This window comes from Hyalangium minutum, assembly GCF_000737315.1.
GTDB classification, from domain to species: domain Bacteria; phylum Myxococcota; class Myxococcia; order Myxococcales; family Myxococcaceae; genus Hyalangium; species Hyalangium minutum.
The window spans coordinates 104,330-127,718 of sequence record NZ_JMCB01000017.1 but is presented as its reverse complement, the minus strand read 5'-3'; the positions used below and the strand labels follow the sequence as shown (position 1 = coordinate 127,718).

Sequence of the window (23,389 nt, the reverse complement as noted above, 5' to 3'; positions counted from 1 at the left end):
TGGAGATGTGACGAAGGGAGATCAGGGCGTGGCTTTGAAGGAGGAGAGCTCTTCCTTGGAAGCGGGGACCTGGATCTCACCGGAGATGACGCGCTGGCGCAGGGCCTCCACCTTCTGGAGGGCCTCGGCCTTGCCCGGGAAGTCCACGCGGACGTCGGCGTAGCCCACGCCGCCCTCCTTCAGGCCCAGCGTCACGTCACCGGCGGCGAACTTGCCCTCGGCCAGGTCGCGCGACGCGGTGTAGATGGCCAGATCCAGGTGCTTGAGCATGGAGGTGAGCACCACCTCGGGCGCCACGTGCGACTGATCCGAGTCCACGCCGATGACGTAGACATTCTTACCGGCCGCCTTGGCCTCCTTCACCGCCTGGATGACGCCCAGGCCGTCCGCGCCGGCCGCCTGGAAGATGACGTCCGCGCCCTTCTTGATGAGGTCCTGCGCCACCTGCTTGCCGGCGGCCACGTTGTTGAAGCTGCCGGTGTAGACGGCCATCAGCCCCGTCTCGGCCTTGGGGTTGGTGGTCTTCACGCCCGCGCGGTAGCCCGCCTCGAACTTCTTGATGATGGGCACCTCCATGCCGCCCACGAAGCCCACCTTGCCCGTCTTCGAGACCAGACCCGCCAGCGCGCCCACGAGGAAGCTGCCCTCGTTCTCCTTGAAGGTGACGGTGCGGACGTTGGGCAGGCTGTACGGCTTGTTCTCCGCGTCCAGCAGCACGCTGTCCACCAGGAGGAACTTGGCGTTCGGGTTGGCCTTGGCCACCGTCTCCACTGCGGGCTCCAGCAGGAAGCCGTTGCCGATGGTCAGGTCCACGCCCTGGTCCACGAGCAGCTGCAGGTTGGGCTCATAGTCCTCGGGGGACTTGCTCTGGATCACCTGCGGCTCGATGGGCTGCGGGGTGATGGGGGGCTGCAGGTTGGTCAGGTCCGAGGTGATGGACGCCTTGATCTCCTCGGGGGAGGCGGCGACGTACTGGCCGCCCTCGTACTTCTTGCCGGCCGCCCAGGTCTCCAGGCCACGGAGCGCTGCGTCATTGAAGGAGTGGTCGCCACGGCCGCCCAGGTCCACCACGAGGCCAATCTTGTGGGTCTTGGCCTTCGGGGGCTCTGCGGGCTTGGCCTCCGCCTGGGGCTGCTGCTGCTGGGCGGGGGGCGTCGCCGGGGCAGCCGGAGGGGGTTCTTCCTTCTTACAGGCGCCGAGGAGCGCTGCAAGGGCCAGGGCAGAGAGGCGGAGGGTTCGGGTCATGGGAAGGCGTATCTACCAGATGATGGACCCGATGGAAGGGGTAGGCTATGGCCCCAAGCGTGAGACCCTACGAACTCATCAAAGCCAAGCGGGATGGCCGGGAGTTGGATCCGGACTCCATCCGCGAGTTCATTGCCGCCTATACCCGCGGTGACGTGCCGGACTACCAGATGTCCGCCATGTGCATGGCCGTCTTCTTCAAGGGGCTCAACCCCGTGGAGCTGGGCGCCTGGACACAGGCCATGCTCGAGTCTGGCGAGGTGCTCGACCTTTCCGAGACGCCCGGCATCAAGGTGGACAAGCACTCCACGGGTGGAGTGGGGGACAAGGTCTCCCTGAGCCTGGCGCCGCTGGCGGCGGCCTGTGGCGTGCCCGTGCCGATGATCTCCGGCCGGGGCCTGGGGCACACGGGCGGGACCCTGGACAAGCTGGAGTCCATCCCTGGCTTCAAGGTGGACCTCTCGGTGGCGGACTACCGGCGGCTCGTGCGGGATGTGGGGGCCTGCCTCATCGGGCAGACGGCCACGCTGGCTCCCGCGGACAAGAAGCTCTACGCGCTCCGGGATGTGACGGCCACGGTGGACTGCTTGCCGCTGATCGCCAGCTCCATCATGAGCAAGAAGCTGGCGGAGGGCATCGACGCGCTCGTGCTGGACGTGAAGACGGGCAGTGGCGCCTTCATGAAGCGCTTGGAGGACTCGCGCGCCCTGGCCCGGACGATGATCGGCATCGGCACGCAGATGAAGCGCAAGGTGACGGCGCTCATCACGGACATGGATCAGCCGCTGGGACGCGCGGTGGGCAACGCCCTCGAAGTGATTGAGGCGGTGGACATGCTCCGGGGCAAGGCACCGGCGGACTACACCGAGGTGACGCTGGCGCTCACGGCGGAGATGCTCGTGCTCGGCGGCAAGGCGGCGAACGAGGCTCAGGCGCGGCAGTTGTTGCAGCGCGCCATGGACGACGGGAGCGCGCTGCGCAAGCTCAAGGAGATTGTCCAGGTGCAGGGCGGCGATCCGCTCGCCATTGATGACTACAGCCGGTTGCCGCAGGCGAAGGCCACGGCGGACGTGCTGGCGCCAGGTGACGGTTTCGTCACGGGCATCGACACGGAGGCGGTGGGGCTGGCGGCGGTGGCGCTGGGGGCGGGACGGCAGCGGGTGGACAGCCGGATTGATCCAGCGGTGGGCTTCACGCTGCTGCGCAAGGTGGGCGAGCCGGTGAAGGCAGGCGAGCCGGTGGTGCGCGTGCACTATAATGACGCGGGCCCCCTCCAGGACGTGAAGGCGCGGCTGTTGGCGGCGTACCGCTTCGGCCCGCAGGCTCCGGCGCCTCGGCCGCTCATCGTGGAGCGGCTGGAGTAGAGCGGTTAGAGGAAATCCTGATACGTGTCATGAGTGCTTGATGACGTGGCGGGTCTCGTGCGAGATCCCTCGCGCCACCTGGGAGGGGTGACTCATGACTCGCAATCTTCTGTTCCTCGCTACGCTCGTCGCCGTCTTTCTCTCGCCGATCAATGCCCATGCGGGCGTGTGGTTCGAGGTTCTCCACGCCCCATGTTGGACGGGCAAAGAGGACAACGTGAAGCGTCCCGCGGGCCAGGAGATCCTCTACGGCCGCTACCGCGGCGCCGTGGACTGCTTCAACGACGACTTCAACGGCCGGGCCGCGCGCACCCTCCTGTCGATCAAGGCGTTCCAGGCCTGGGAGTACGGGACGATGTTCCTGTACTACGACATCACGGGCCCCTGGAACGGTGCCAACTCCAAGACCAAGGGTGAGGAGGATCGCGCCAACGAGCGCGGCGGCTTCTTCGGCGGCATCACCACGACGGTGTCCCCCAAGAAGATCGGCGAGAAGATCGCCGGCCGCGAGTTCAACTGGGGCCCCATCGCGGACCTGGAGATCAAGTACGAGATGGAGCACGTCTCCAAGTTCGGCATGCTGAACTACTACGGTCTGCAGTGGAGCCTGAAGCAGCCGTTCTTCGACTTCGTGACGGTGACCACGGTCATCCGTGACGACAGCGTGTTCAAGGGCATCGACTTCCAGGTGGGCGCGGCGTGGCAGAAGTCGTTCTCGATCGCCAGCCAGGACTTCATCTTCGGCGGCTTCTTCCAGACGGGCCTGTTCGGCGAGGGCGAGGGCGTGGGCAACTTCGCGGGCCAGAAGGGCAACCGGTTCTTCCTGTCCCAGCCCCAGCTGCTTTGGGACTTCGGCAAGCCCATCGGCTTCACCCCGGCCAAGCTCTACGCCGGCTTCGAGTACCAGCTCGCCTTCAACCGGTACCTCATCACCGGTAAGACCGAGAACGTGCTCCAGGGCATGATCCGCTGGAACATCTGAGCGGGTCCGCCTCGGGTGCAAAGAAACCGCCCGGACGTCCAGAACTGGCGGTCGAGCGTTCCAGTGCCTCGCCCTGAGCCCGGCGGCATATATGATGCCGCCGGAATGGGACTCTACGAGCAGGTCCAGGAGACGGTTCAGGCCATCCGCCAGCGGGCCGGGGGGCTAACGCCTCGGGTTGGCATCATCCTCGGCAGCGGGCTGGGGGCCTTCGCCGACAGCTTCGAGCGCAAGGTCGTCATCCCTTATGCCGAGCTGCCGCACTTCCCCCACTCGTCGGTGCCCGGTCACGCGGGCCGGCTCGTGCTGGGGCTGGTGGGCGGCGAGCCCGTGGTCGCCATGCAGGGCCGCGTCCACTCCTATGAGGGGTACTCCTCCGTGCAGGTCGCCTTCCCGGCCCGCGTGCTGTGCGCGCTCGGCATCCGGGGACTCGTGGTGACCAACGCCGCGGGCGGCATCAACTCCCAGTTCGCCCCGGGCGACCTGATGGCCATCACCGACCACCTCAACCTGTCGGGTTGGAACGCGCTGACGGGCCCCAATGATGACCGGCTGGGTCCTCGCTTTCCGGACATGAGCCGGGCTTATGCTCCCTCGCTCCGGGAGCTTCTGCTCCAGTCCGCCCAGCGAACCCAGGTGCTCCTGCGGCAGGGGGTCTATGTCATGGTGTCGGGTCCCTCGTACGAGACGCCAGCGGAGATCCGCATGTTCCGGACGTTGGGGGCGGACGCGGTGGGCATGAGCACCGTGCCCGAGGTAGTGGCCGCCAGCCACATGAGCGTCCCCGTGGTGGGGATCAGCTGCATCACCAACCTGGCGGCCGGTGTGGGAGACAAGCCCCTGACTCATGAAGAAGTGGCCGAGACGGCGAACCGGGTGGCGGGTATCTTCTCGCGGCTGCTGACGGACTTTCTTCCTGTGGTGGCACGCGCGTGAGCAACAAGGATTCGACAGCGATGGCGGAGCGGAACGATTCCAAGGGACCCCAGAGCGAGGAGCGGCGGGACTCGCCCCGAGTGCCCATGAACTTCCTGGTGCGGAAGGCCGGGAGCGACGCGTCCTACGAGCCCCGCGAGGGAGACCTCTCCCTGGGCGGCTGTGCCTTCAAGGGCACGGCGCTGGAGCCGGGCACGGCGCTGGAGGTGCGCTTTCGCCTGCCCAACCTGACGGACGAACTGAAGGTGCGTGGCGAGGTGCTCACCACCCCCGAGGCCTTGCAGAGCGGCGCCACGCGGGTCCGCTTCTTGGATTTGCCCGTCGAGGTGGAACTGTCCATTGCGCGCCACCTGGACCAGACGGCGCTGGGTGCACCGAAACGCTGAGCAGGAGGGAGCATGGCCGAGGAGATCCCCTGGGAGTCGCTGTTCCAGCAGGCTGCCAAGGTGCGCGAGCGCGCCCACGTGCCCTACTCACGCTTCCCGGTAGGAGCAGCTGTCCTCTTCGCGGACGGCAACATCGTCACGGGCTGTAACGTGGAGAACGCCACCTATGGACTGACGGTGTGTGCCGAGCGCAATGCGTTCGCCGCCTCGGTGGCCCAGGGCAGGGTTCGGCCCGTGGCGGTGGCCATCGTGGTGGACACCCCCACGCCGTGCCCGCCGTGCGGCATGTGCCGGCAGGTGATGGCGGAGTTCGCCGGGCCGGACTTGCCCGTGCGCAGCCGCAACCTCAAGGGGGAGGAGGCGCAATACTCCCTCCGGGAGCTCTTGCCGCACGCCTTCACGCGCGACTTCCTCTGAGACTGGCCTGCTCTGTGTTAAGAGCAGCCGCGCGTGGACCTGCTCCTCACCCATGGCACCGTCGTGACGATGAACCGCGAGCGCGAGGTGCTCGCGGACACGGACGTCCTCATCCAGGATGGCCGCATCGCCAAGATTGGACGCGGGCTCAAGGTGAAGGGCGCCGCGAGGCGGGTGCTCGACGTGCGCGGCCAGGTGGTGCTGCCCGGCCTCATCCACGGCCACCTGCACGCCTGCCAGACGCTGTTCCGCAACCACGCGGACGGGCTGGAACTGCTGGACTGGCTCCGCGAGCGCATCTGGCCCTACGAGGCCGCGCATGACGCGGAGTCCCTGCGGGCCTCGGCCGATCTGACTTTCGCCGAGCTCATCCAGTCCGGTGCCACGGCGGCGCTCGACATGGGCACGGTGCGTCACTACGACTCGGTGTTCGAGTCCGCGCGGGACTGCGGGTTCCGGCTCACCGGCGGCAAGGCGATGATGGACACGGGCCACTCGCTGCCCGCGGGCCTGCGCGAGACGACGGAGGCCTCGCTCGCCGAGAGCTTGGCGCTGCTGGAGCGCTGGCACGGCACGCACGGGGACCGGCTCCGCTACGCCTTCGCACCGCGCTTCGTGCTCTCGTGCACCGAGCCGCTCCTCAAAGAGGTGTCCCGGCTGGCGAAGGAGAAGGGCGTGCGCGTGCACACCCACGCCAGCGAGAACGCCACCGAGTGCGATCTGGTGCGCCAGCGCATCGGCCTGGACAACGTGGCGTACTTTCACTCGCTGGGGCTCAGCGGCCCCCATGTGACGCTGGCCCACTGCGTGTGGCTCACCGCCGAGGAGCAGCGCCTGCTGCGCGAGACGGGCACGGTGGTGTGCCACTGCCCCAGCTCCAACCTGAAGCTCGCCTCCGGCATCGCCAAGGTGCCCGAGCTGATGGACTCGGGCGTCCACGTCTGCCTGGGCGCGGACGGCGCTCCCTGCAACAACAACCTGGACATCTTCCTGGAGATGCGGCTCGCGGCCCTGTTGCACAAGCCGCGCGTGGGCCCTCTGGCCATGCCGCCGATGCGCGTGCTGGAGATGGCCACCCTGGAGGGAGCGCGGGCGATCGGGATGGAGAAGGAAGTGGGCTCGCTGGAGGAGGGCAAGCGCGCTGACGTCACCGTGGTGGACGTCCGCGGCCTGCACACCCTGCCCACCCCTCAGAACGTCCTGGACGCGGTGGTCCACGCCGCTCGCTCCACGGACGTGTGTCACGTGGCCATCGACGGCCAGCTCGTCCTCAAGGACCGGCAGCTGCTCACGATGGACGCCCACGACGTCGCCGAGCGCGCCCAGAAGCACGCCACTCGCATCATCGAGCGCGCGAACCTCTGACGGCGGCTGAAGGTCAGGCCGCCCGGGTCGACTCGCCGCGGACCGGCAGCCGCGCGACGAACGAGGTGGCCCACCCTTGTGCCTCCTCCACGGTGATGCGCCCGCCATGGGCCTCGACAGCGAGCCGGGAGAAGTAGAGCCCCAGGCCGTAGCCCGACCGGGCTCCTTGCTCCTGTGCCCCCTGCACGTGCTTGTCGAAGAGGCGGGGGCGCAGCAACGGATCGATCGGGGTGCCGTCGTTGCGCACGGCGAGGTAGGGAGCGCCGCCCTCGTTGCCTGCCTCCAGCCGCACCCGTCCGCCCGGGGGCGTGTGCCGCAGGGCATTGGCCACGAGGTTCTCCACCACCCGCATGAGGAGCGCCTTGTCTCCCTGGATGACCAGCCCCACCGGCGCCTCCACCTCCAGCGTGAGCCGCCGGAACTGCGCGGCCTGCCCGAACGCCTGGCGCACTTCCTCGAAGATCGCGGTGATGTCCAGCCGCTGAGGACGTAGCTCCAGCTTGCCCTCCTCCAGGCGGGGCAGGTCGAGCAGCTCGGTGATCATCCGCTCCATGCGCCCGGTGACGGCCAGGCCCGAGCGGACGCCCTGCATGAGCTGCAGGTCTCCGCCAATGGCGAGCTCCGCCTCCAGCCAGGAGAAAGTCATGGTCAGCGCGGACAGCGGCGAGCGCAGATCATGCACGAGGAACTGGATGAGCTGGTCCTTGTCCCGCTGGAGCGCCAGGAGCTGCTCGTTCTGCGCGCGCGCCTCGCCGAGCATCTGCTCGATGGTCTGCCGGGCCTGCGCCAGCTCCTGGACGCGCCGGGCCTCGCCCCGCCGCTCCATCTCTGTGCGGGTCAGGTCCAGGACGAGCTCCCGTAGACGCTGGGGACCGTACTGGCTCATGAAGGCCACCATGCCCAGCACCACGGCGGCCAGCGTCACCGAGCCCCATGTCACCTCCGCTTCGCGCATGAGCACGGCCTGGGCCACGGCGGCCAGCAGCGCTGTCGTATAGGCGACGCCCCGCACCAGTGTGAGGCTGCTCAGCACCACCACCAGCGCGAAGAGCCCCAGGCTGAAGCCGGCAATCCCCGCCGGGAAGCGGGCCATGGGCAGGGCGGAGTACTGCACCCAGAAGACGAGCCCCACGTCCACCCCGGACTGGGCCACGTCCAACCAGTGGACGAAGCGCTTGCCGTGCAGGGCCAGCAGCACCACCGCCACCCCCAGGTAGAGCGCGAGCGGCAGCGGATACGAAGCCCAATCCTCCCGGCCCGCAACCCACAGCCCCGAGGTGATGAGGAGGAAGACGAGCGCACCCGCCACCCGCACCGCCGCGCCGACCCGCAGCACCCGGCGGCGCTGTTGATCCACGGCCTCATCCAGGAGTGAGTCGAAAGCTTGGGTGTCCTGCGGGGTCATGTGAGAGGGAGCCAGACATTACCACCCCCAAGGGGTCCCCGTGGACAGCCCGCCGGTATGAGTGGTGGGGGAGAGGGGCCTGCTTCCTCGTCCGGGGCCAGGGCATCCCGGCAAAACCGCGACAGGTAGGCAATCTCCCACTTGGGATAGGCGTACGGGAGGGAGAAGGGTAGGCTTGAGGCCCTCGGGATCGTATAAGACCTGGGTATCCGGGAACTTTGGAGGAGGTAGCAGCCAACATGTGGCAACGGTTCAAGAGAGCAATGCGCAGCTTTGCGGGCTTCTTCGTCTCCTCCATCGAGGACCCGGAGCTCATCCTCGAGCAGAACGTGCGGGACCTGAATGATCAGGTGCCGAAGATGAACGAGTCCATCGCCATGGTGCGGGCGAACGTGACGCTGCTGGAGAAGGAGAACGCCAAGTACCAGCAGGACGTGCGCGAGCTCACCGCCAAGGTGAAGGCCGCCATCCAGGCGGGCCGGGATGATCTCGCCGGGCAGTACGCCTCGCGCCTGCAGATCGAGAAGCAGGCCCTCGAGCGCAACGAGCAGCAGCTGCAGATTGCTCGTGCCGCGTACGAGAAGGCGATGAACGTGAAGAAGATCTTCATGCGCGAGAAGGAGCGGAAGACCCAGGAGGCGATGAACGCCATCCGGGACGCCCGCCGCGCCAAGTGGCAGTCCAAGGTGGCGGACGCCATGGAGTCCTTCCAGGTGGCCGGCATCGACGCCACCCACGACGAGATGCTCCGCAAGGTCCAGGAGGGAGCGGCCGTCAACGAGGCGCGCATGCAGATGGCGCTCGAGTCGGTGGACCACCAGGCGCTCTCCATCGAGGAGGAGGCCGAGAAGCTGCAGGCCAACGAGCTGGTGAAGCAGTTCAAGATGGAGATGGGCCTGGACAGCCCCGCGCCGGTGTCGGACGTGGGCGAGCCTGCGGCGAAGACCATCGGCAAGAAGGTGGAGATCAAGTAGCCCTCCCGAGGGGAAGAGGCCCTAGCCATGAAGCTGCATCGCGGGCCAGGCCTCTTCCTCTTCCTTGCCCTGTGCCTGGGCGGCGTGGGCTACACGCTCGCGTCCCGGCTGGGGTACCTGGATCGCCTCCAGCGCCGCTTCTTTCCGGCGGCGCAGGAGGCGATTCGCCTTTCTCCCGGAGACTTTCCCGCGGGTGTGTCGGCGCCGGTGGCGGATGTGGCCTCGGTGCCGCTGCGGCCGGTGCTGATTGGCTTTACGCCGCGCGGCTCGGCCTCGGCGCTGCTGCTGGCCACGGGTGGCTCCGTGACGCTGGATGTGCCCGCGGCTCCTCTGGGGGCAGCGCAGGGCGTGCTCAAGACGGCGTATGCGCTGGATGCCCGCGCGGTGCTGTTCGCCCGAGAGGAGGAACTGCGGCAGGCGCTGGCGGCGGGCGCGGAGAACGGCGGGGTGGACATGGCCTGTCTCTCGGTGGACCGGCTGGCGGCCTGGACGCCCTCGCTGCGGGATGCGGCGCCGCGCACGGTGATGTTGCTAGGGCGCAGCCGCGGGCAGGAGGCGCTGGCGGCGGTGGGGGTGGAGAACCTGGCGGCCCTGCGCGGCAAGCGCCTGGGCGTGTACCCGGGCAGCTCGGCGAACTACTTCGCGATGTGGGTTCTGTCGCGCATGGGCCTGCGGACGACGGATGTGAAGTGGGTGGACTTGCCCTCCACGCTGGATGCGGGCCGCGCACTGCGCGAGGGCCGGGCGGATGCGGTGGTGGGGCTCTGGGGAGACGTGGAGCTGGCGGCGAGGGATCGCGGCGGAGCGGTGCTGGCGACGACGGCGGACGCGCCGCACTTGATTGCCACGGTGCTGGTGACGCGCGGGGACTTCGCGGCGCGCTACCCGGATGCGGTGCGGCGGGTGCTGCGTGGGCTGCTGGACGCGGGGCAGAGTGTTCAAAAGGACCCGGGCCCGGCGGCCCGGATGCTGGGGGACGTGGCGCCGTACCTGGGGGACCCGACCGAGGCCATCCGCTCGGCGCCTCCGGCGACACTGGCGGACAATCGAGCGTTCTTCGGGCTTTCCGGCGAGGCGCCTGTCACCTATGACGAGTTGTTCCAGAGCGCCTCGGCGCTGTTCCAGAAACTCAAGCGGGGGGCGGTGGCGCCACCCGCGGAGGACACGCGGGATCTTGGAGCGTTGAAGTACGTGTCGGAGGCCCGCGGTCCCTGACACCCCCGGAGAGGGGGAGGAGAGCTTCGGTGGCGGATTCGCCCAGCTTCATCAAGGCCGCCTTCTTGTTGCCAGCCAATCTCGTGGGCCTGCTGACGGCGGGGGCCTCGTCGCTGATGACGGGAGAGCCGCTGCCGGCGCTCGTGGCGCTGGGGGTGGAGGGGCTCTACCTGGGCATCGTCCCGTCGATGAAGCGGTTCCAGCGGGCGGTGCGTGCGAAGGGTGGCACCGAGGAGGGTGATCCGGCGCGCAAGGAGGTAGACGCGCTGCTGTCCGAGCTAGCGCCCTCGCAGCGCGAGCACTACCAGGTGCTGGTGGGGCTGAAGGAGAAGATCCTGGAGAGCTACCGGCGCCTACCGGGAGGCAAGGTGCTGGCGACGGACAGTGAGCCCCGGCTGGACGCGCTGCTGACGTCCTTCCTGCGGCTGGTGGCAGCGCTGAACCACCACCGCACGTACCTGAACAGCACGGATCGGGAGCAGCTGGAGAAGGAGCTGCGCGCGCTGGAGGCAGAGGTGGCGCAGGAGGCCAACCCGCGGCTGAAGGACGTGAAGGAGAAGCGGCTGGAGATCCTGCGCAAGCGGGTGGGGCGGTTCCAGCAGGCGGGCGAGAGCCGCGAGGTGGTGAGCCACCAACTGGCGGGGATCGAAGACCTGATGCGGCTGACGCACGAGCAGTCCATCACCATCCGGGATCCGGAGACGGTGAACCGTCAGCTGGACGTGGTGAGTGCCGAGGTGCAGGCCACGGACGAGACGGTGCGCGAGATGGAGCGCTTCATGGACTTCCAGGACGAGATCAGCAAGCCGCTGCCGCACGGCACGCGGGTGCGGTGAGCCTCAGTCCTGCGAGCCGCGTCCTCAGTCGAGCGCCAGCCGCATGACGTGGCGCCGAGTCCCGGCGCGGCCGACCTCCTCGAACCCCGCTTCGACGAAGGTGGAGACGAAGCCCATGAAGCGGTAGCTGGGAGAGTCGGGGTCCACGGGATACGCCTCAAGCACGGTGGCCCCTTGGGCCTTCGCATGGTGGATGGCGGCATCCAGCAGTTGGTGCATCACGCCTTCGCCTCGGAGGCGGCGATCGATGAAGAAGCAGGTGAGGGACCACACCCACTCGGCGCTGGGCTCCGAGGGATCTTTCGGCCCTCCGAGGCGGCGGAACGTCTCGCGCGGGGCGATGGAGCACCAGGCCATCGGCTCGTCATCGAGGTAGCCGAGCAAACCGATGGGCACTTCTCCTTTGACCCGCTTGGACATGGAGGCCTTCCGGCTCGCCCTGTCGGTCTTGCGTGTCTCGGCGCCGTCGGCTCGGAAGGGCATGCACCAGCAGTACGACGGATTGCCGCGGCGCTCGAAGAGCTTCACGAAGTCCCGCCAGCGCTCAGAGGTGACTTCGTGAAAGACGAGCTGTGCGTCCGCGGAGGTACTCATCGCGGAAATTGTAGGGTCACCGCCCTGCCAGGGAACGGGCTTGCTGTGCGAGTGTCATGTATCCAAGGCGCGTGGCCGCCAGCTCGATCTCGCTGCACGCAGCGCGAGTCCGGTCCGCGTCACGGTTCCGCCCGAGCGCCACCAGGCTCAGCCGCGCCCGGAACTCCAGCCCTTTCAATCCGGCCTGCTGGGCCCGCTCGATGAAGCCTGGGAGTTGACGCTCCGCTTCCTCCTGCTCGGCAGGGGAGCCCAGCAAGGCCAGCGCCGCGCGGGTGAGCAGGACGTCCGCTTGGATGAACACGTCCTCGCTGTTCGCCGCCAGCGCCTGGGCGCGTGCCAGGGACTCCCGAGCCTGCGTGGCCTCTCCTTTGGCCTGGAAGACCCGAGCCAACTGCGCGTGAGCCAGCCCCTCCCGGTCGCGGTTCTGCTGCTCCACGTAGAAGGCGCGAGCCTGCTCCGCCAGCGCGAGGGCCTGATCCGTGAGCCCCTCCTCGAGCGCCAGCTTCGACAGCTCCAGCTCGGTCTCGATGACGAAGGCCTTGAAGCCCCGGGCCTGTCGCAGCGTCAGCGCCCGCTCGAGCCGCGACCGCGCCTGGAGCCGGTATCCCCGGTCCATGAAGAGCAACCCCAGTTCCTGCTGTGCCCAGGCCTGGGTGTAGTCGTCCCCGTTGGCCTGCGCGACGCGGCACCCGGCCTCCAGGCGCCGCTGGGCCTCCTCCAGCGCTCCCTGGTGACGCAGCACCACCGCCCCTTGGACATCATGGTGGGACAGCTCCGCAGGCATCTCCAGGCCCTGATAGAGGGTAACGGCTTCACGGGTGAACTTCAGCGCGGCGTCGAGGTCTCCCAGGTGGCAATGCACCCAGCCTGCGATTCCCAGCGCCTCGCCCTCGAGCACGGAGCCCCGGTATTCCTGCAGCAGCCGGCGCGCTTCCGCCGTGACGCCCTCGGCATCTCGCAGGCGCATCAAGTCGATGAGCGCGATGGCCTGTCCGAGCATGGCGCGGATGGCCCCGCCGCGATCTCCCGCCTTGAGGAAGAGCTGGCCGGCCTCCGCCGCGAGCCCCACGGCTTGCACGGGATTGCCCAGGTTGCGGACCGCGAAGGACTCGGAGATCAGCGCGGAGGCGGCGAGCACCCACTGCCCGGCATGGCACGCCTTCTCCACCGCGAGCCCCGCGTGCCTGCGGGAGGCCTCGAAGTCGGCGGTGAGCGAGGTGGCAGTCGCGTTCACCAGATCGATGCGCGCATCCTCGCTCAGCGGAGCGGGCAGGCTCCGCAGCGCCTCGATGGTGGCGAGCGCCTCTCGAGGCTTTCCCGCCGACATCTGAGCGGACGCCAGGGCGGTGCCGTACTCCACGGAGTCGGGGCCGAGCCTCACGAGCTCGCGGTAGGCCTCGATGGCGGACACCCAGTCCGCCTGCGCCTCGTGGTGGCGGGCCTGGACCAGCCAGCGCTCCTCGGGGGAGAGCCCCTCGGACAGCTCGAAGGCCCGGCGCGCGGCCTTCTTGGCCCGCTCGGCGAGGAAGAGCGCTTGATAGGCCGCAGCGAGCGCGGAGTGGGCCAGCGCGAAGCCCGGCTCTCGCTCCACCACCTGCTGGAGCCGCTCGACGGCGAGGGCGGCCTCGTAGTCGCGCAGGGCGGCGAGTCCCTCCGCGTAGAGGCGAGCGGCCTCGGGGTGGGAGGGCATGGCGCCGCGCACACGCAGGGCCTGCTCGGGAGTCAGCGGCTCGAGCCCCAGGTTCTGGCGGAGCGCACTGCCCACGCGAGACAGGAGCGCCAACAAGTCCTGCTCCGAGCCCACCTCCGTCACGTGAGCGACGGTCTCGCCACTTCCAGCATCGCGGAGGCTCAGGTCAAGCCTCAGCGTCGCGGCGCCCGCCGCTCCGATCGCGAGGTAGGTGCCCGTGAGCACCAGATCCACGAGAGAGTGCGCGCGGATGCGTCCCAGGGTCTCCCGGGCGAAGCCCTCCTCTTCGGGGAGGGAGAGTTCCCGGCGCATGCGGGCCACCTCTTCACCGGAGAGCAGGCGCACCTGACCGCTGGCGGATAGCTCCGCGGTGAGCACCTCCGCGAGGGCCGTGGAGAGCCAGGCCGTCTCCGGGCTGGCCCTCAGGCTCCGAGGCGTGAACACCGCCAAGGATCTGCGGGCCTGAGGTGAGGCGAGAGGCGGCTGCACCGAGCGCGGCGCAGAGCGGAGGGCGGCTACCACCTCCGCCGCGGTGGCGAAGCGGTCCTGGGGCTTCAGGGCCAGACAGCGCAGCAGGGCCGTGTCCCACTGCGGCTCCAGCTCGGGCACCCAGCTCCGAGGCGGGGTCGGCGGAGCATCCAGGCGCAGGGAGGCCGTGGCCAGGGGCGTCTCCGCATCGAAGGGGAGGCGCCCGGTGGCCAGCTCATAGAGGACCACGCCGAACGAGTAGATGTCCGAGGCCGGGGAGAGGGCCTCACCGCGCACCTGCTCGGGGGACATGTAGCTGGGCGTCCCGATGAAGTCTCCGGCCCCGGGAGCCGACGCGTCCTTCTCCCGGGCCAGGGCCATGGCGAGCCCAAAGTCGGTCACCACCACCCGGAGACTCGCCGGGGAAGCAGGAGAGGGGATGAGCACCACGTTGCTGCTCTTGAAGTCGCGGTGGATGATCCGCGCCGCGTGCGCCGCATCGAGCGCCGAGGCCATCTGCTCGGCCAGGAGCAGGACTTGCTCCGGCGGGAGGCGGCCGCTCCTTGCCACGTAGGCCTGGAGGGTCTCCCCTTCCAGCAGCTCCATGGTGAGGAACATCACCGCGTGGGACTTCCCCGAGGGCTCCTGGACCGCGAGGTGCTCTCCCAAGTCGAAGACCCGGCAGACATTCGGGTGTGTTACGCGGCGCGCCAACCGCAGCTCGTCCTTGAACCGATACAGCGCGTCGGGCCGGGAGGCGCGCTCCGGGTGAATGGTCTTCAGGGCGACGCACTCGTGGAGGGAGAGATCCTCCACTGCGTACACCTCGCCCTGGCTGCCCTTGGCGATGAAGCGCAGCACCTGATAGCGCCCGGCGATCCGGACGCCATCCGGGAACGTCCGCTCTGGCAGGTCGGGTCCTCTTGGCGCCCCCAGCTCCTCTCGATCGGTCCGGGCGAAGCTCACGGTCTCGTGAGCTTCCTCGCTGCGGGGGCGCTTCATAAGGGGATCAGCAAAGCACCAAATCGAGGCTTCACTCCAGATCCTGGGAAGTCCCCTGGTTGGAGGCCCACTGGCCGAGGGGCAGCCGTGTGGGGCCTCAGTACACCGTGCTCTGCCAGGGGAAGAGGTACGTCAGCGGGATGCTCAGCCGGGCCGCCCAGGACGCCTCGTTGTGCCCCGCGCCCTGCGCCACGTAGGAGTACAGGTCCTGGCCCTGCACGTAGCCGTCCGTCACCAGGGCGTCCCGCATCCGCGTGGTCTCCGTGAGCCCGTCGCTGTTGGTGCCTGCGTCGATGTAGAAGCTCACCGCCACCTTCGCCGTCGCCGCCTCTACCTGTTGGGTCAGCGCCTGGCCGTTCCACCAGAACGAGCTCGACAGGCCGCCCGACTTCGAGAACACCTCGGGGTGACGCCGCGAGATGTAGGTCGACACGAGCCCACCCAGCGACGAGCCCATGATCGCCGTGTTCTTGTTCGTCGTCAGCGTCCGGTAGTTCTGGTTGATGTACGGGCGCACCGTCTCCAGCAGGAAGCGCTCATAGACGTCCGCTCCGCCGCCGCCGTACTGCGGATCACAGCACGGCGTGTACTCGTAGATGCGGTTGGCTCCGCCGTTGTCCACGCCCACGACGATCACCTCGTCCATCTGTCCGTTATTGATCAGGCTGTTGGCCGTCTCGTCCACCTGCCACTCCACGCCGCCGAACGCCGTGGCCGCCTCGAACAGGTTCTGCCCGTCGTGCATGTAGAGCACCGGGTAGCGCTTGAGCGGGTTCAGCGAGTAGCTCGGCGGCAGGTAGATGCGCAGCGTCCGCGTGTTCCCCAGCTGCGGCGAGCTGAAGTTGTTGATCTTCACCAGCGTGCCCGCCCGCCCCTGGAAGAACGGGTAGATGTTCACTGTGGTGCCCGCCTTCACCTTGTAGTTGGCCCCGATCGACCACGTGGCGTCGTTGATCATCGGCTTGAGCTCAACGTCCCCCACACTGTCCGGCCACGTGTACGTCCACGCGTTGCCCGTGGCCCACGTGGCGTTGACCCCTGTGGTCCACGAGAACGGCGACTTGCTGCCTCGCAGGGTGATGCGGTTTCCGTAGCCCACGTCGTAGTTGACCCGGACCGTTGTTGCCTCGGCCGCTGCAGCGGACACGAGGACCAGCAGGCAGGCCAGAGTCCTGGCCCAGACCGAGACGTACTTGCGCATGTGTGAACCCTCCCAGCGAGAGGGCGCTGCGCGGCGGGATCCAACGCCGCCCTCCGCAGGCCCGGCGGCCCTGTTAGCAGCCTGTCCAGCCATGAACAAGCCGCCCACTGTGAATATCCCGCTGAGATGTCAGGAAGAAATTGACTCTGGCCCCGGGTCCGTCTGCACTCCGCCCCATGCTCCGCCGCGCTTGGTCCTGGTCCCTGCTGCTCCTCCTCGTCGTGCTCGCTGGCTGCTCACGCTGTGGGAAAGAGGCGGGCCCCGCTGCCCCGGGGGGCAAGGCCCCCACCGTCGAGCGCTTTCTGCCGCGTGAGGTGCAGCTCGCCATCGTCGTTCAGGATCTCGGCACGCTCGGCGAGAAGCTCGCGCGCTTCCAGAACCTGAAGATCGCCTCCTTCCTGGCGCAACTGCAGAACTCCTCGTCCGCGGACGCGGTGGTCACCTCGGTGATGCGCCAGATCGGCGTGGATCTGCGCAGCCGCCAGGCCATCGAGAAGGCGGGCATCGATCCCGGCAAGGGCGCGGGCGTGGCGGTCCTCGTGCCCGGCCAGTCTTTCTCCGTGCTCGGAGTGAAGGATGCCAAGGCCCTGGAGGAGACCTTCGGCAACCTCGCGCGCAACCGCCTCGGCGCCCCCGAGCGCAAGGAGGAGAAGTCGGGCGGCGGCACGCTCATCACTTTCAGCCGCAAGGGCGCTCCCACGCCCCAACTGGGCATGCTCTTCGTCGGGGACTTCGTGCTGGTGGCGCCGGGCAATGTCGTCGCGCGGCTGCCGGAGATGGCCTCGCTGCCGCTCGAGAAGAGCCTCGTGGATGAGCCGGTGATGACCGCCTCGCTGGGGCGGCTCCCCAAGGAGCGGGACTTCCACCTCTACTTCCCCGGCGGCACCCAGGTCATCCGCCCTGGCACTGTGCAGGGACTCACCGTCACGGGTCGCATCGAGGATCAGTCCGTGACGCTCCGCGCGGACGCTCCGTGGCCCGACACCCAGGAGTCCCTCTCTCCGCTCGTTCCCAAGGATGGGCCGGACCTGCTCGGCTACCTGCCCGCGGACAGCTTCCTCATCATGCGCTACCGCGGAGAGCCCTCCACACTCAGCGGCGTGTGGCCCTACATCGTCGGCCCGTATGTCACCCGCGCGGTGCAGCAGAGCAACTTCGACATCAAGGGCGAGGTGCTCGACAACCTGCAGAGCGGCATCTCGCTGGGGGTGGCGTTGGCGCCCACGGTCAACCTGGGCGCGGGGGTTCCCGAGCTGGACATCCGCCGAACCAGTCCCTTCCAGTACGTGCAGTTGATGGCCGTCGCTCAGGCCAAGGACGCGGCCAAGGCCCAGGCCACGCTGGAGAAGATCCCCGCCATCGCTGGCAACTTCGGCGCGCAGGTGAAGCCCGAGGACGTGAACGGCAAGCGCGTGTACCTCACCTCGTACCGGGCGGGGGAGGGCGCTCACTTCGCGGAGGTGGACGGGAAGCTGGTGCTCGCGGCGCCTCGCGCGCGGCTGGAGGCGGCGCTCACGGGCCTGGCGGGCAAGCCGGGAGAGAGCGTGGTGGCGCAGGACCTCCGGGATTCGGTGAAGGACGCGGTCCTCTTCATGGTGCTGGATCTGCGCAAGCTGGCGGACTCGGTGCGCAACCTCCCGTCCGAGGCCTGGGGCGTGGGAGGCTTCGCCATCCGCGCCACCGCCCTGCGCTGGCTGGAGGCCACGGATGACCTGCGCGCGGTGACCTTCAGCGTGTCCCAGAAGGAGAAGGCCGTGCAGGCGGAGCTCTCGTTGAAGTTGACCCTCGCGCCGCCTGCGGCGCAGCCTGGGGCCCAGCCCCCGGCTCAGACTCCGCCCCAGCCCACCGAGGCCCAGTGATCCGCGCCCGAGACATCGTCAAGGAGTACCACGATGGGGATGGCACGCTGGTGCGCGTGCTGGATGGCCTGTCGCTCGAAGTCGAGCAGGGGGACTTCGTCGCGGTGGTGGGGCCCTCGGGCAGCGGCAAGTCCACGCTGCTGCACCTGCTCGGCGGCCTGGACGTCCACTACACCGGCGATGTGGAGGTGGGCGGCGTCAAGCTGCGCGGGTTGCGAGACCAGGAACTCGCCCGCTTCCGCAACTCGCACGTGGGCTTCGTCTTCCAGTCCTTCCACCTCATCCCCAATCTCTCGGCGGTGGAGAACGTGCTGATGCCCTCGCACTTCGGCGCGGAGTCGCTCGATGCGCGCAAGCGGGCCGAAGCCATGCTGGATCGGGTGGGGCTCCTGGCCAAGAAGGACCGCGCCCCGGTGCGGCTGTCCGGCGGCGAGCGCCAGCGCGTGGCCATCGCCCGCGCTCTCTTCACGGACCCCAAGCTGTTGCTGTGCGATGAGCCCACCGGCAACCTCGATGCGGCCACGGGCGCGGGGGTCATCCAGCTCTTCCACGAGCTGCACCGTGAGGGGCTCACCGTGCTCGCCGTCACCCACGAGGAGCGCATGAGCTCCGCCGCCCGCCGTGTGCTGCGGCTCAAGGAGGGCAAGCTCGTCGAGGAGCCCGTCCGTCCCGCTCCCGGAGGTACGCCATGAGGCTCTCCGCCCTCTCGCGGTTGGTCCGCCTCAGCCTCGCCCGCGAGCGCAAGGGCGCGTTCTTCTCCGCCTTCGGCGTGGCCGTGGGCGTGGGCGCGCTCGTCTTCTTCGTGGGCCTGGGCCTGGGCGTGGGCCGCGTCATCCGCGAGCGCATCTTCCCCACGGACGCGCGGCTGGTGGACGTGGTGCCTCCGGCCGTGTCGCTCGGCTCGTTGCTCGGGGGCGGCAAGCTGGACAATGAGACGGTGGAGCGCCTGGCCGCGCTGCCCGGTGTCGAGAAGGTGTACCGGAAGATGAACGTCCGCGTGCCCGCCGTCAGCCGCTACGAGGGCGCCTTCTTCGGCTCCCGGTTGCGCATGGGTATGGAGGTGCTGGCCGTGGGCGTGGACCCCGGGCTGGTGGAGAAGGACGTCCAGCTCGGCGCCTTCAAGGACTCGGGACCGGATCAGCCCATCCCCGCCGTCATCTCCACGCGGCTCCTGGAGATCTACAACAAGACCTTTGCCCCGGCCCGGAAGCTGCCCCAGCTCTCGCCGCAGATGATCGTCGGCTTCGGCTTTCCGGTGGAGTTCAACCGCTCCTATGTGGCCCAGGCCGCTCCGGGCCCGACCACGGCCGCCCAGGCGCAGGTGGTGGGGGCCTCGGATCGGGGCCTGCTCGCCGGCATCACCATTCCGCTCGACACGGCCATCCGCCTCAACAAGGCCTCGGGTGTGGACGGCGAGACGTTCACCGGCGTCACCCTCGTGGCGCAGGACCCCTCCCAGGTGTCGCGGCTCGTCGCGGCTGTGAAGGAGATGGGTCTGGAGATCGACGACCAAGAGCGGCGGCTCGCCGAGAATGCGGGCGCCGCCGTGACGCTCACCACCTCCGCGCTCGCGCTGCTGTCCATCCTCATCTGCGTGCTGGCCGCGGTGAACATCGCCCACGCGCTCTCCGCCTCGGTGCGCGCGCGCGCCAAGGAGATCGGCGTGATGCAGGCCGTGGGGGCCTCGCGCTCGGATGTACGCAACATCGTGCTCGCCGAGGCCGGGGTGGTCGGGCTGCTCGGAGGCGCCACTGGCACCGCCCTGGCCCTGCTCCTGGCGTTCGCCATCAACCGGCTCGCGGCCCGGTACCTGCCGGACTTCCCCTTCAAGCCCGATAGCTTCTTCTCCTTTCCCTGGCCGGTGGTGCTCGGGGGCGTGGCGCTCGGACTCGTCGCGGCGCTCGCCGGAGCCTACTTCCCCAGCCGTCGCGCCGCCGCCACGGACCCTGCTCGGACACTCGCCGGATGACGCTCCCTTCTCGAAAGATGCTCCTGGCCAATGGGGGCTGTCTGCTGCTGCTGGCCTGGCTCTATGGCGGTGATGTGAGTGACGCCCTCCGGTCCCGTACCGCCGAGGTGGCCGCCTTCACCGAGCCGCCCTCCCTGGTCCGCCCCGCAGGGGTGCTCATCCTCGGCGCGCTCGCCCTGGGTGGGGGGCTGTGGGGCCTGATCAAGCGCCGGGGCGATGATTACAAGGGCTACCGGCTGTTGCCCATTGTGCTGGTGGGTGCACTCTTCGTGGATCTCGTCGTCGCCGAGCGCCGTACGCCCCTGGGCTCCGTGGACATGGCCTCCCTGGCGCTCCGGTCCTTCCAGGAGCAGGCTCAGGAGCTGGCCACCCCCACCGCCGTCCCCGCCGAGCCCGCCGTCCTCAACCCCCTCCTCGAGAAGTTGGGACGCCCGCCCTACCTCGTGCGAGGCCAGCCGGTCAGTCAGTACACCCTCCAGGTGCGACAGGACTGTAATGGTCCTGTGAGCGAGGCACCCGGCTTGCAGCCGGGGACCTTGATCTACTGTGTGGCGCCGGGCCGGCAGGGCGCGTGGATCACCCTCGTGGGGCTCCCGGGCGGACAGCGCTTTGGCTCCCCGGCGGTGATGTCCGCCAACGGGGAGGTGCGCTTTGCCCTCGTCGAGCCCGTGATTCCCGGGGAGGGTGAAGGTGACCCGGGGATGGGCATGGATCCGGCCTTCCGAGAAGAAGAAGAGGACGAGGAGGAGGCTCCACCCGCGGCCTCCAGCGGGGGGACGGACGCTCGCCCGGGGCCCTGAGCGGGGGCTCGCCTACACGCCCGCCTTGGCGTGCGATGGTTGACCCTAGAGAGGGGCGGTCGCTAGGCTCCGGTCTTCTCACCCGAGAACCCCGAATCTCGTGACGACCTCTCAACCGAAGCGGCAGCCCATTCCCTTTGGGAAGTATCTCCTTCTCGACCGCATCAACATCGGCGGCATGGCCGAGGTGTGGCGCGGGAAGACCTTCGGCGCCGGAGGCTTTGAACGGCTCGTCGCCATCAAGCGCATCCTGCCGAACATCGCCGAGGACGAAGAGTTCATCACGATGTTCATCGATGAGGCGAAGATCAGCGTCCAGCTGGCTCACGCCAACATCGCGCAGATCTACGAGCTGGGGCAGATCTCCAACAGCTACTTCATCGCGATGGAGTACATCCCCGGCAAGGACATGCGGGCGATCTTCGATCGCTGCCGGAAGAAGGGAGAGCCCGCCCCCATCCCGCTGGTGGCCTACTGCGTGGCCAAGATGTGCGAGGGCCTGGACTACGCCCACCGCAAGAAGGACCAGATGGGGCGGGACCTGAACATCGTCCACCGTGACATCTCCCCGCAGAACATCCTCGTCTCGTTCGAGGGCGAGGTGAAGGTCATCGACTTCGGTATCGCCAAGGCCGCGGGCAAGGCGACGAAGACGCAGGCCGGCATCCTCAAGGGCAAGTTCGGCTACATGAGCCCGGAGCAGATCCGCGGCCTGCCGCTGGACCGGCGCTCGGACGTGTTCGCCATCGGCGTGTGTCTCTACGAGATGCTCACCGGTGAGCGGCTCTTCGTGGGCGAGAGCGACTTCTCCGTGCTGGAGAAGGTGCGCAAGGCAGAGGTCCCCAACCCGTCCACGTACAACCGGAAGGTTCCCGAGCAGCTTGAGAAGATCGTCCTCAAGGCGCTCGCCAAGGACGTGGACGAGCGCTACCAGTACGCCAGCGAGCTGGGCGACGATCTGCAGCGCTTCCTCATCACCAGCGACTCCATCTTCGGCCGCAAGGACCTCATGCAGTACATGAAGGCCACCTTCGCCGAGGACGTGGAGCGCGAGAAGCAGCGCCTGGCGGAGTACTCCACCATCAAGCCCCCCGAGGGCATGCTCTCCGCCATCGAGGCCGGTTTCGGCGGCTCTCCGACGCCGAGCGCTTCCCCGGCCGCTCCGCTCCTGCCTCCGCTGCCCACGCCCGCGGAGATGCCCAAGGTGAGCGCGGGGGCCACGGCGGTCCTCGGGCCGAGTGTGTCGGGAGGCGAGGCCATCCGCCGCACGCCTTCGCTCACCGCGCTGCCCAAGCTCACGGCCGCCGCGGCCACCCCGGCGCCCAAGGACGACGAGTCTGCGGCGACCATGCTGGTGGACTCGAGCGAGTACTTCGACGAGAACGACGAGCCCCGGACGCAGCCGGGCGTGGGCCGTGCCGTGACGCCGCTCGAGTCCGAGCGCGTGGGCCTGGGCGACGGCGATCCGCCCTCCACGGGGAAGACGGCCGTCATCGGGCCTCCCTCGGGTGGGAACGGTGCGCCTCCTCGTGCGTCCACCTCGAACATCCCCGTCGTGACTCCGACGCCCAATGTGCAGGTGCGGCCGTCCGTGTTCGGGATGCCCGCCGTGGGCGCGCAGCCCGAGGCGCCCGCTTCGCCCAACCGCTCGTCCAATCCGGGGCGCAATCCCGGGGACGGGCTGCCGCGCATTGTCCGCCCGGATGCTCCGGCAGGGGGGCCGCCCATGCTGAGCCCGGCGGGTTCGCCCCACCGGCATTCGCCCTCCGCGGCGCCTACGACGCCCTCGCTGCCGCCCCTGGGCGCGCGGCCTCCGCCTCCCCCTCCGCCCCCGGTCAACCGGCAGCAGCAGGAGGCCGACCCGGACGATGAGGAGGCGCCGTCGGAGCGTCCTCAGGGCCGGAACAAGGTGGTGCTGTTGGGCGGCATTGGGGCCGCGGCGCTCGTCCTGCTGAGCGTGGTGGGCTTCCTGGCGACGCGCTCGCCCGCCATGGGCTTCATCATGGTGGAGCTGCCGCCGAGTGTGGCTGGCAAGGCCACGGTGATGCTGAACACCCAGCAGGCCCCCGTGTCGAACGGCGTGGTGCTGCAGCAGGTGGCCGCGGGCCCGGTCGTCGTCGCGGTCAGCGCCGAGGGCTACAAGGCCTTCACCGAGACGGTGAACATCGAGGCGGGCACGCAGGTGACGCGTGTGTCCGCCCAGCTCGAGTCCCTGGTGAAGAACGTGTCCATGGTGCTGGCCACTGTGCCGCAGGACGCCGAGGTGAAGCTCAACGGCAAGGTCATCCGCGCCCAGGGCTCGCAGGACGCGTTCATCAAGGATCTGCCCTCCAGTGACGAGATGGTCATCGAGGTGCGCGCGCCGGGCTACAAGCCACACCAGCAGAAGTACAGCCCGCCCGCGGGCTCCGAGCCGCTTCAGGTGAAGGTGCGGCTGGAGCCGGCGGAATTAGCGGTGCGCGTGGAGTCCGAGCCCGAGGGCGCCACCATCCTGGCCAGCGGCAAGGAGCTGGGGGCCACCACGCCCGCGGTGGTGAAGCTGCCCGCGGGGGTGAAGCAGGTGACCCTGAGGATGAAGTGCTTCGATGACGCCGAGCTGCCGGTGCCCTCTGCTTCGGGGGAGACGCCGGTGCTCAAGGGTGCCTTGAAGAAGCAGCCGGGCTGCAAGTAGCCGCGCCTGC

At 68.9% G+C, this 23,389-nt stretch carries 19 protein-coding genes; 14 read left to right on the top strand and 5 right to left on the bottom strand.

All coding sequences use genetic code 11. From position 1 onward, the window contains the following. Positions 1 to 21: 21 nt before the first annotated feature. Positions 22 to 1,245 carry a BMP family lipoprotein gene (locus DB31_RS34070; protein ID WP_044195844.1) on the bottom strand — a complete coding sequence of 408 codons (1,224 nt, stop codon included), beginning with the start codon at positions 1,243 to 1,245 and terminating at the stop codon, positions 22 to 24. Between the two features lie 59 nt (positions 1,246 to 1,304). Here DB31_RS34070 and DB31_RS34065 point away from each other — a divergent pair, with 59 nt between their 5' ends. The 6 genes from DB31_RS34065 (at position 1,305) to DB31_RS34040 (ending at position 6,695) form a co-directional block, all read left to right on the top strand. After that, positions 1,305 to 2,609 carry a thymidine phosphorylase gene (locus tag DB31_RS34065; RefSeq protein WP_044196060.1) on the top strand — a complete coding sequence of 435 codons (1,305 nt, stop codon included), beginning with the start codon at positions 1,305 to 1,307 and terminating at the stop codon, positions 2,607 to 2,609. A gap of 94 nt (positions 2,610 to 2,703) precedes the next feature. Continuing rightward, a complete protein-coding gene (locus DB31_RS34060) occupies positions 2,704 to 3,591 on the top strand; it encodes a hypothetical protein (protein ID WP_044195840.1) in 888 nt (295 codons plus the stop codon). Between the two features lie 105 nt (positions 3,592 to 3,696). Next, positions 3,697 to 4,527, top strand: coding sequence for a purine-nucleoside phosphorylase (locus tag DB31_RS34055; protein WP_044195839.1), 831 nt, complete (start codon positions 3,697 to 3,699; stop codon positions 4,525 to 4,527). Further along, on the top strand, positions 4,524 to 4,913 hold the full coding sequence (locus tag DB31_RS34050; RefSeq protein ID WP_240487009.1) for a PilZ domain-containing protein: 390 nt from the start codon (positions 4,524 to 4,526) through the stop codon (positions 4,911 to 4,913). The genes DB31_RS34055 and DB31_RS34050 overlap by 4 nt, the downstream gene beginning before the upstream one ends. A gap of 12 nt (positions 4,914 to 4,925) precedes the next feature. Beyond that, positions 4,926 to 5,330, top strand: coding sequence for a cytidine deaminase (locus DB31_RS34045; RefSeq protein ID WP_044195834.1), 405 nt, complete (start codon positions 4,926 to 4,928; stop codon positions 5,328 to 5,330). 33 nt (positions 5,331 to 5,363) lie between these two features. Then, a complete protein-coding gene (locus DB31_RS34040) occupies positions 5,364 to 6,695 on the top strand; it encodes a 5'-deoxyadenosine deaminase (protein WP_044195832.1) in 1,332 nt (443 codons plus the stop codon). Positions 6,696 to 6,708: 13 nt separating this feature from the next. On the opposite strand, the gene DB31_RS34035 is transcribed toward DB31_RS34040, so the two are convergent. After that, on the bottom strand, positions 6,709 to 8,100 hold the full coding sequence (locus tag DB31_RS34035; protein ID WP_044195829.1) for a sensor histidine kinase: 1,392 nt from the start codon (positions 8,098 to 8,100) through the stop codon (positions 6,709 to 6,711). A 239-nt stretch (positions 8,101 to 8,339) separates the two neighbouring features. On the opposite strand from DB31_RS34035, the gene DB31_RS34030 reads away from it, so the two are divergent. The 3 genes from DB31_RS34030 to DB31_RS34020 are packed head-to-tail and all read left to right on the top strand — an operon-like array spanning position 8,340 to position 11,125. Continuing rightward, positions 8,340 to 9,074, top strand: a complete 735-nt coding sequence (locus tag DB31_RS34030) for a PspA/IM30 family protein (protein WP_044195826.1) — start codon at positions 8,340 to 8,342, stop codon at positions 9,072 to 9,074. A gap of 27 nt (positions 9,075 to 9,101) precedes the next feature. Beyond that, positions 9,102 to 10,289, top strand: a complete 1,188-nt coding sequence (locus DB31_RS34025) for an ABC transporter substrate-binding protein (protein ID WP_044195823.1) — start codon at positions 9,102 to 9,104, stop codon at positions 10,287 to 10,289. 29 nt (positions 10,290 to 10,318) lie between these two features. Continuing rightward, on the top strand, positions 10,319 to 11,125 hold the full coding sequence (locus tag DB31_RS34020; RefSeq protein WP_044195820.1) for a hypothetical protein: 807 nt from the start codon (positions 10,319 to 10,321) through the stop codon (positions 11,123 to 11,125). Positions 11,126 to 11,149: 24 nt separating this feature from the next. Here the strand turns inward: DB31_RS34020 and DB31_RS34015 are convergent, their stop codons facing one another. The 3 genes from DB31_RS34015 to DB31_RS34005 all read right to left on the bottom strand — a co-directional run bounded on the left by DB31_RS34015 (position 11,150) and on the right by DB31_RS34005 (position 16,080). Next, positions 11,150 to 11,719: a GNAT family N-acetyltransferase gene (locus DB31_RS34015; RefSeq protein ID WP_044195817.1), complete on the bottom strand. Its 570-nt coding sequence runs from the start codon at positions 11,717 to 11,719 to the stop codon at positions 11,150 to 11,152. Positions 11,720 to 11,735: 16 nt separating this feature from the next. Next, positions 11,736 to 14,879, bottom strand: a complete 3,144-nt coding sequence (locus DB31_RS34010; RefSeq protein ID WP_052420472.1) for a serine/threonine-protein kinase — start codon at positions 14,877 to 14,879, stop codon at positions 11,736 to 11,738. Between the two features lie 97 nt (positions 14,880 to 14,976). Continuing rightward, entirely contained in the window at positions 14,977 to 16,080 is a 1,104-nt protein-coding gene (locus DB31_RS34005) for an alpha/beta hydrolase (RefSeq protein ID WP_044195814.1), read from the bottom strand. 176 nt (positions 16,081 to 16,256) lie between these two features. Here DB31_RS34005 and DB31_RS34000 point away from each other — a divergent pair, with 176 nt between their 5' ends. From DB31_RS34000 to DB31_RS33980, 5 genes are all read left to right on the top strand, one after another. Then, the gene (locus DB31_RS34000) at positions 16,257 to 17,939 is read left to right on the top strand and encodes a hypothetical protein (protein ID WP_044195812.1); all 1,683 of its coding nucleotides are present in this window, start codon (positions 16,257 to 16,259) and stop codon (positions 17,937 to 17,939) included. Then, entirely contained in the window at positions 17,936 to 18,631 is a 696-nt protein-coding gene (locus tag DB31_RS33995) for an ABC transporter ATP-binding protein (protein ID WP_044195809.1), read from the top strand. Before DB31_RS34000 ends, DB31_RS33995 begins: the two co-directional genes overlap by 4 nt. Further along, positions 18,628 to 19,908 (top strand): ABC transporter permease, encoded by a 1,281-nt coding sequence (locus DB31_RS33990; protein WP_044195806.1) that lies wholly within the window; start codon positions 18,628 to 18,630, stop codon positions 19,906 to 19,908. The genes DB31_RS33995 and DB31_RS33990 overlap by 4 nt, the downstream gene beginning before the upstream one ends. Further along, positions 19,905 to 20,708, top strand: a complete 804-nt coding sequence (locus DB31_RS33985) for a hypothetical protein (RefSeq protein WP_044195804.1) — start codon at positions 19,905 to 19,907, stop codon at positions 20,706 to 20,708. The genes DB31_RS33990 and DB31_RS33985 overlap by 4 nt, the downstream gene beginning before the upstream one ends. Positions 20,709 to 20,808: 100 nt before the next feature. Then, positions 20,809 to 23,379 (top strand): serine/threonine-protein kinase, encoded by a 2,571-nt coding sequence (locus tag DB31_RS33980; protein WP_044195802.1) that lies wholly within the window; start codon positions 20,809 to 20,811, stop codon positions 23,377 to 23,379. The last annotated feature ends 10 nt before the right edge of the window (positions 23,380 to 23,389 follow it).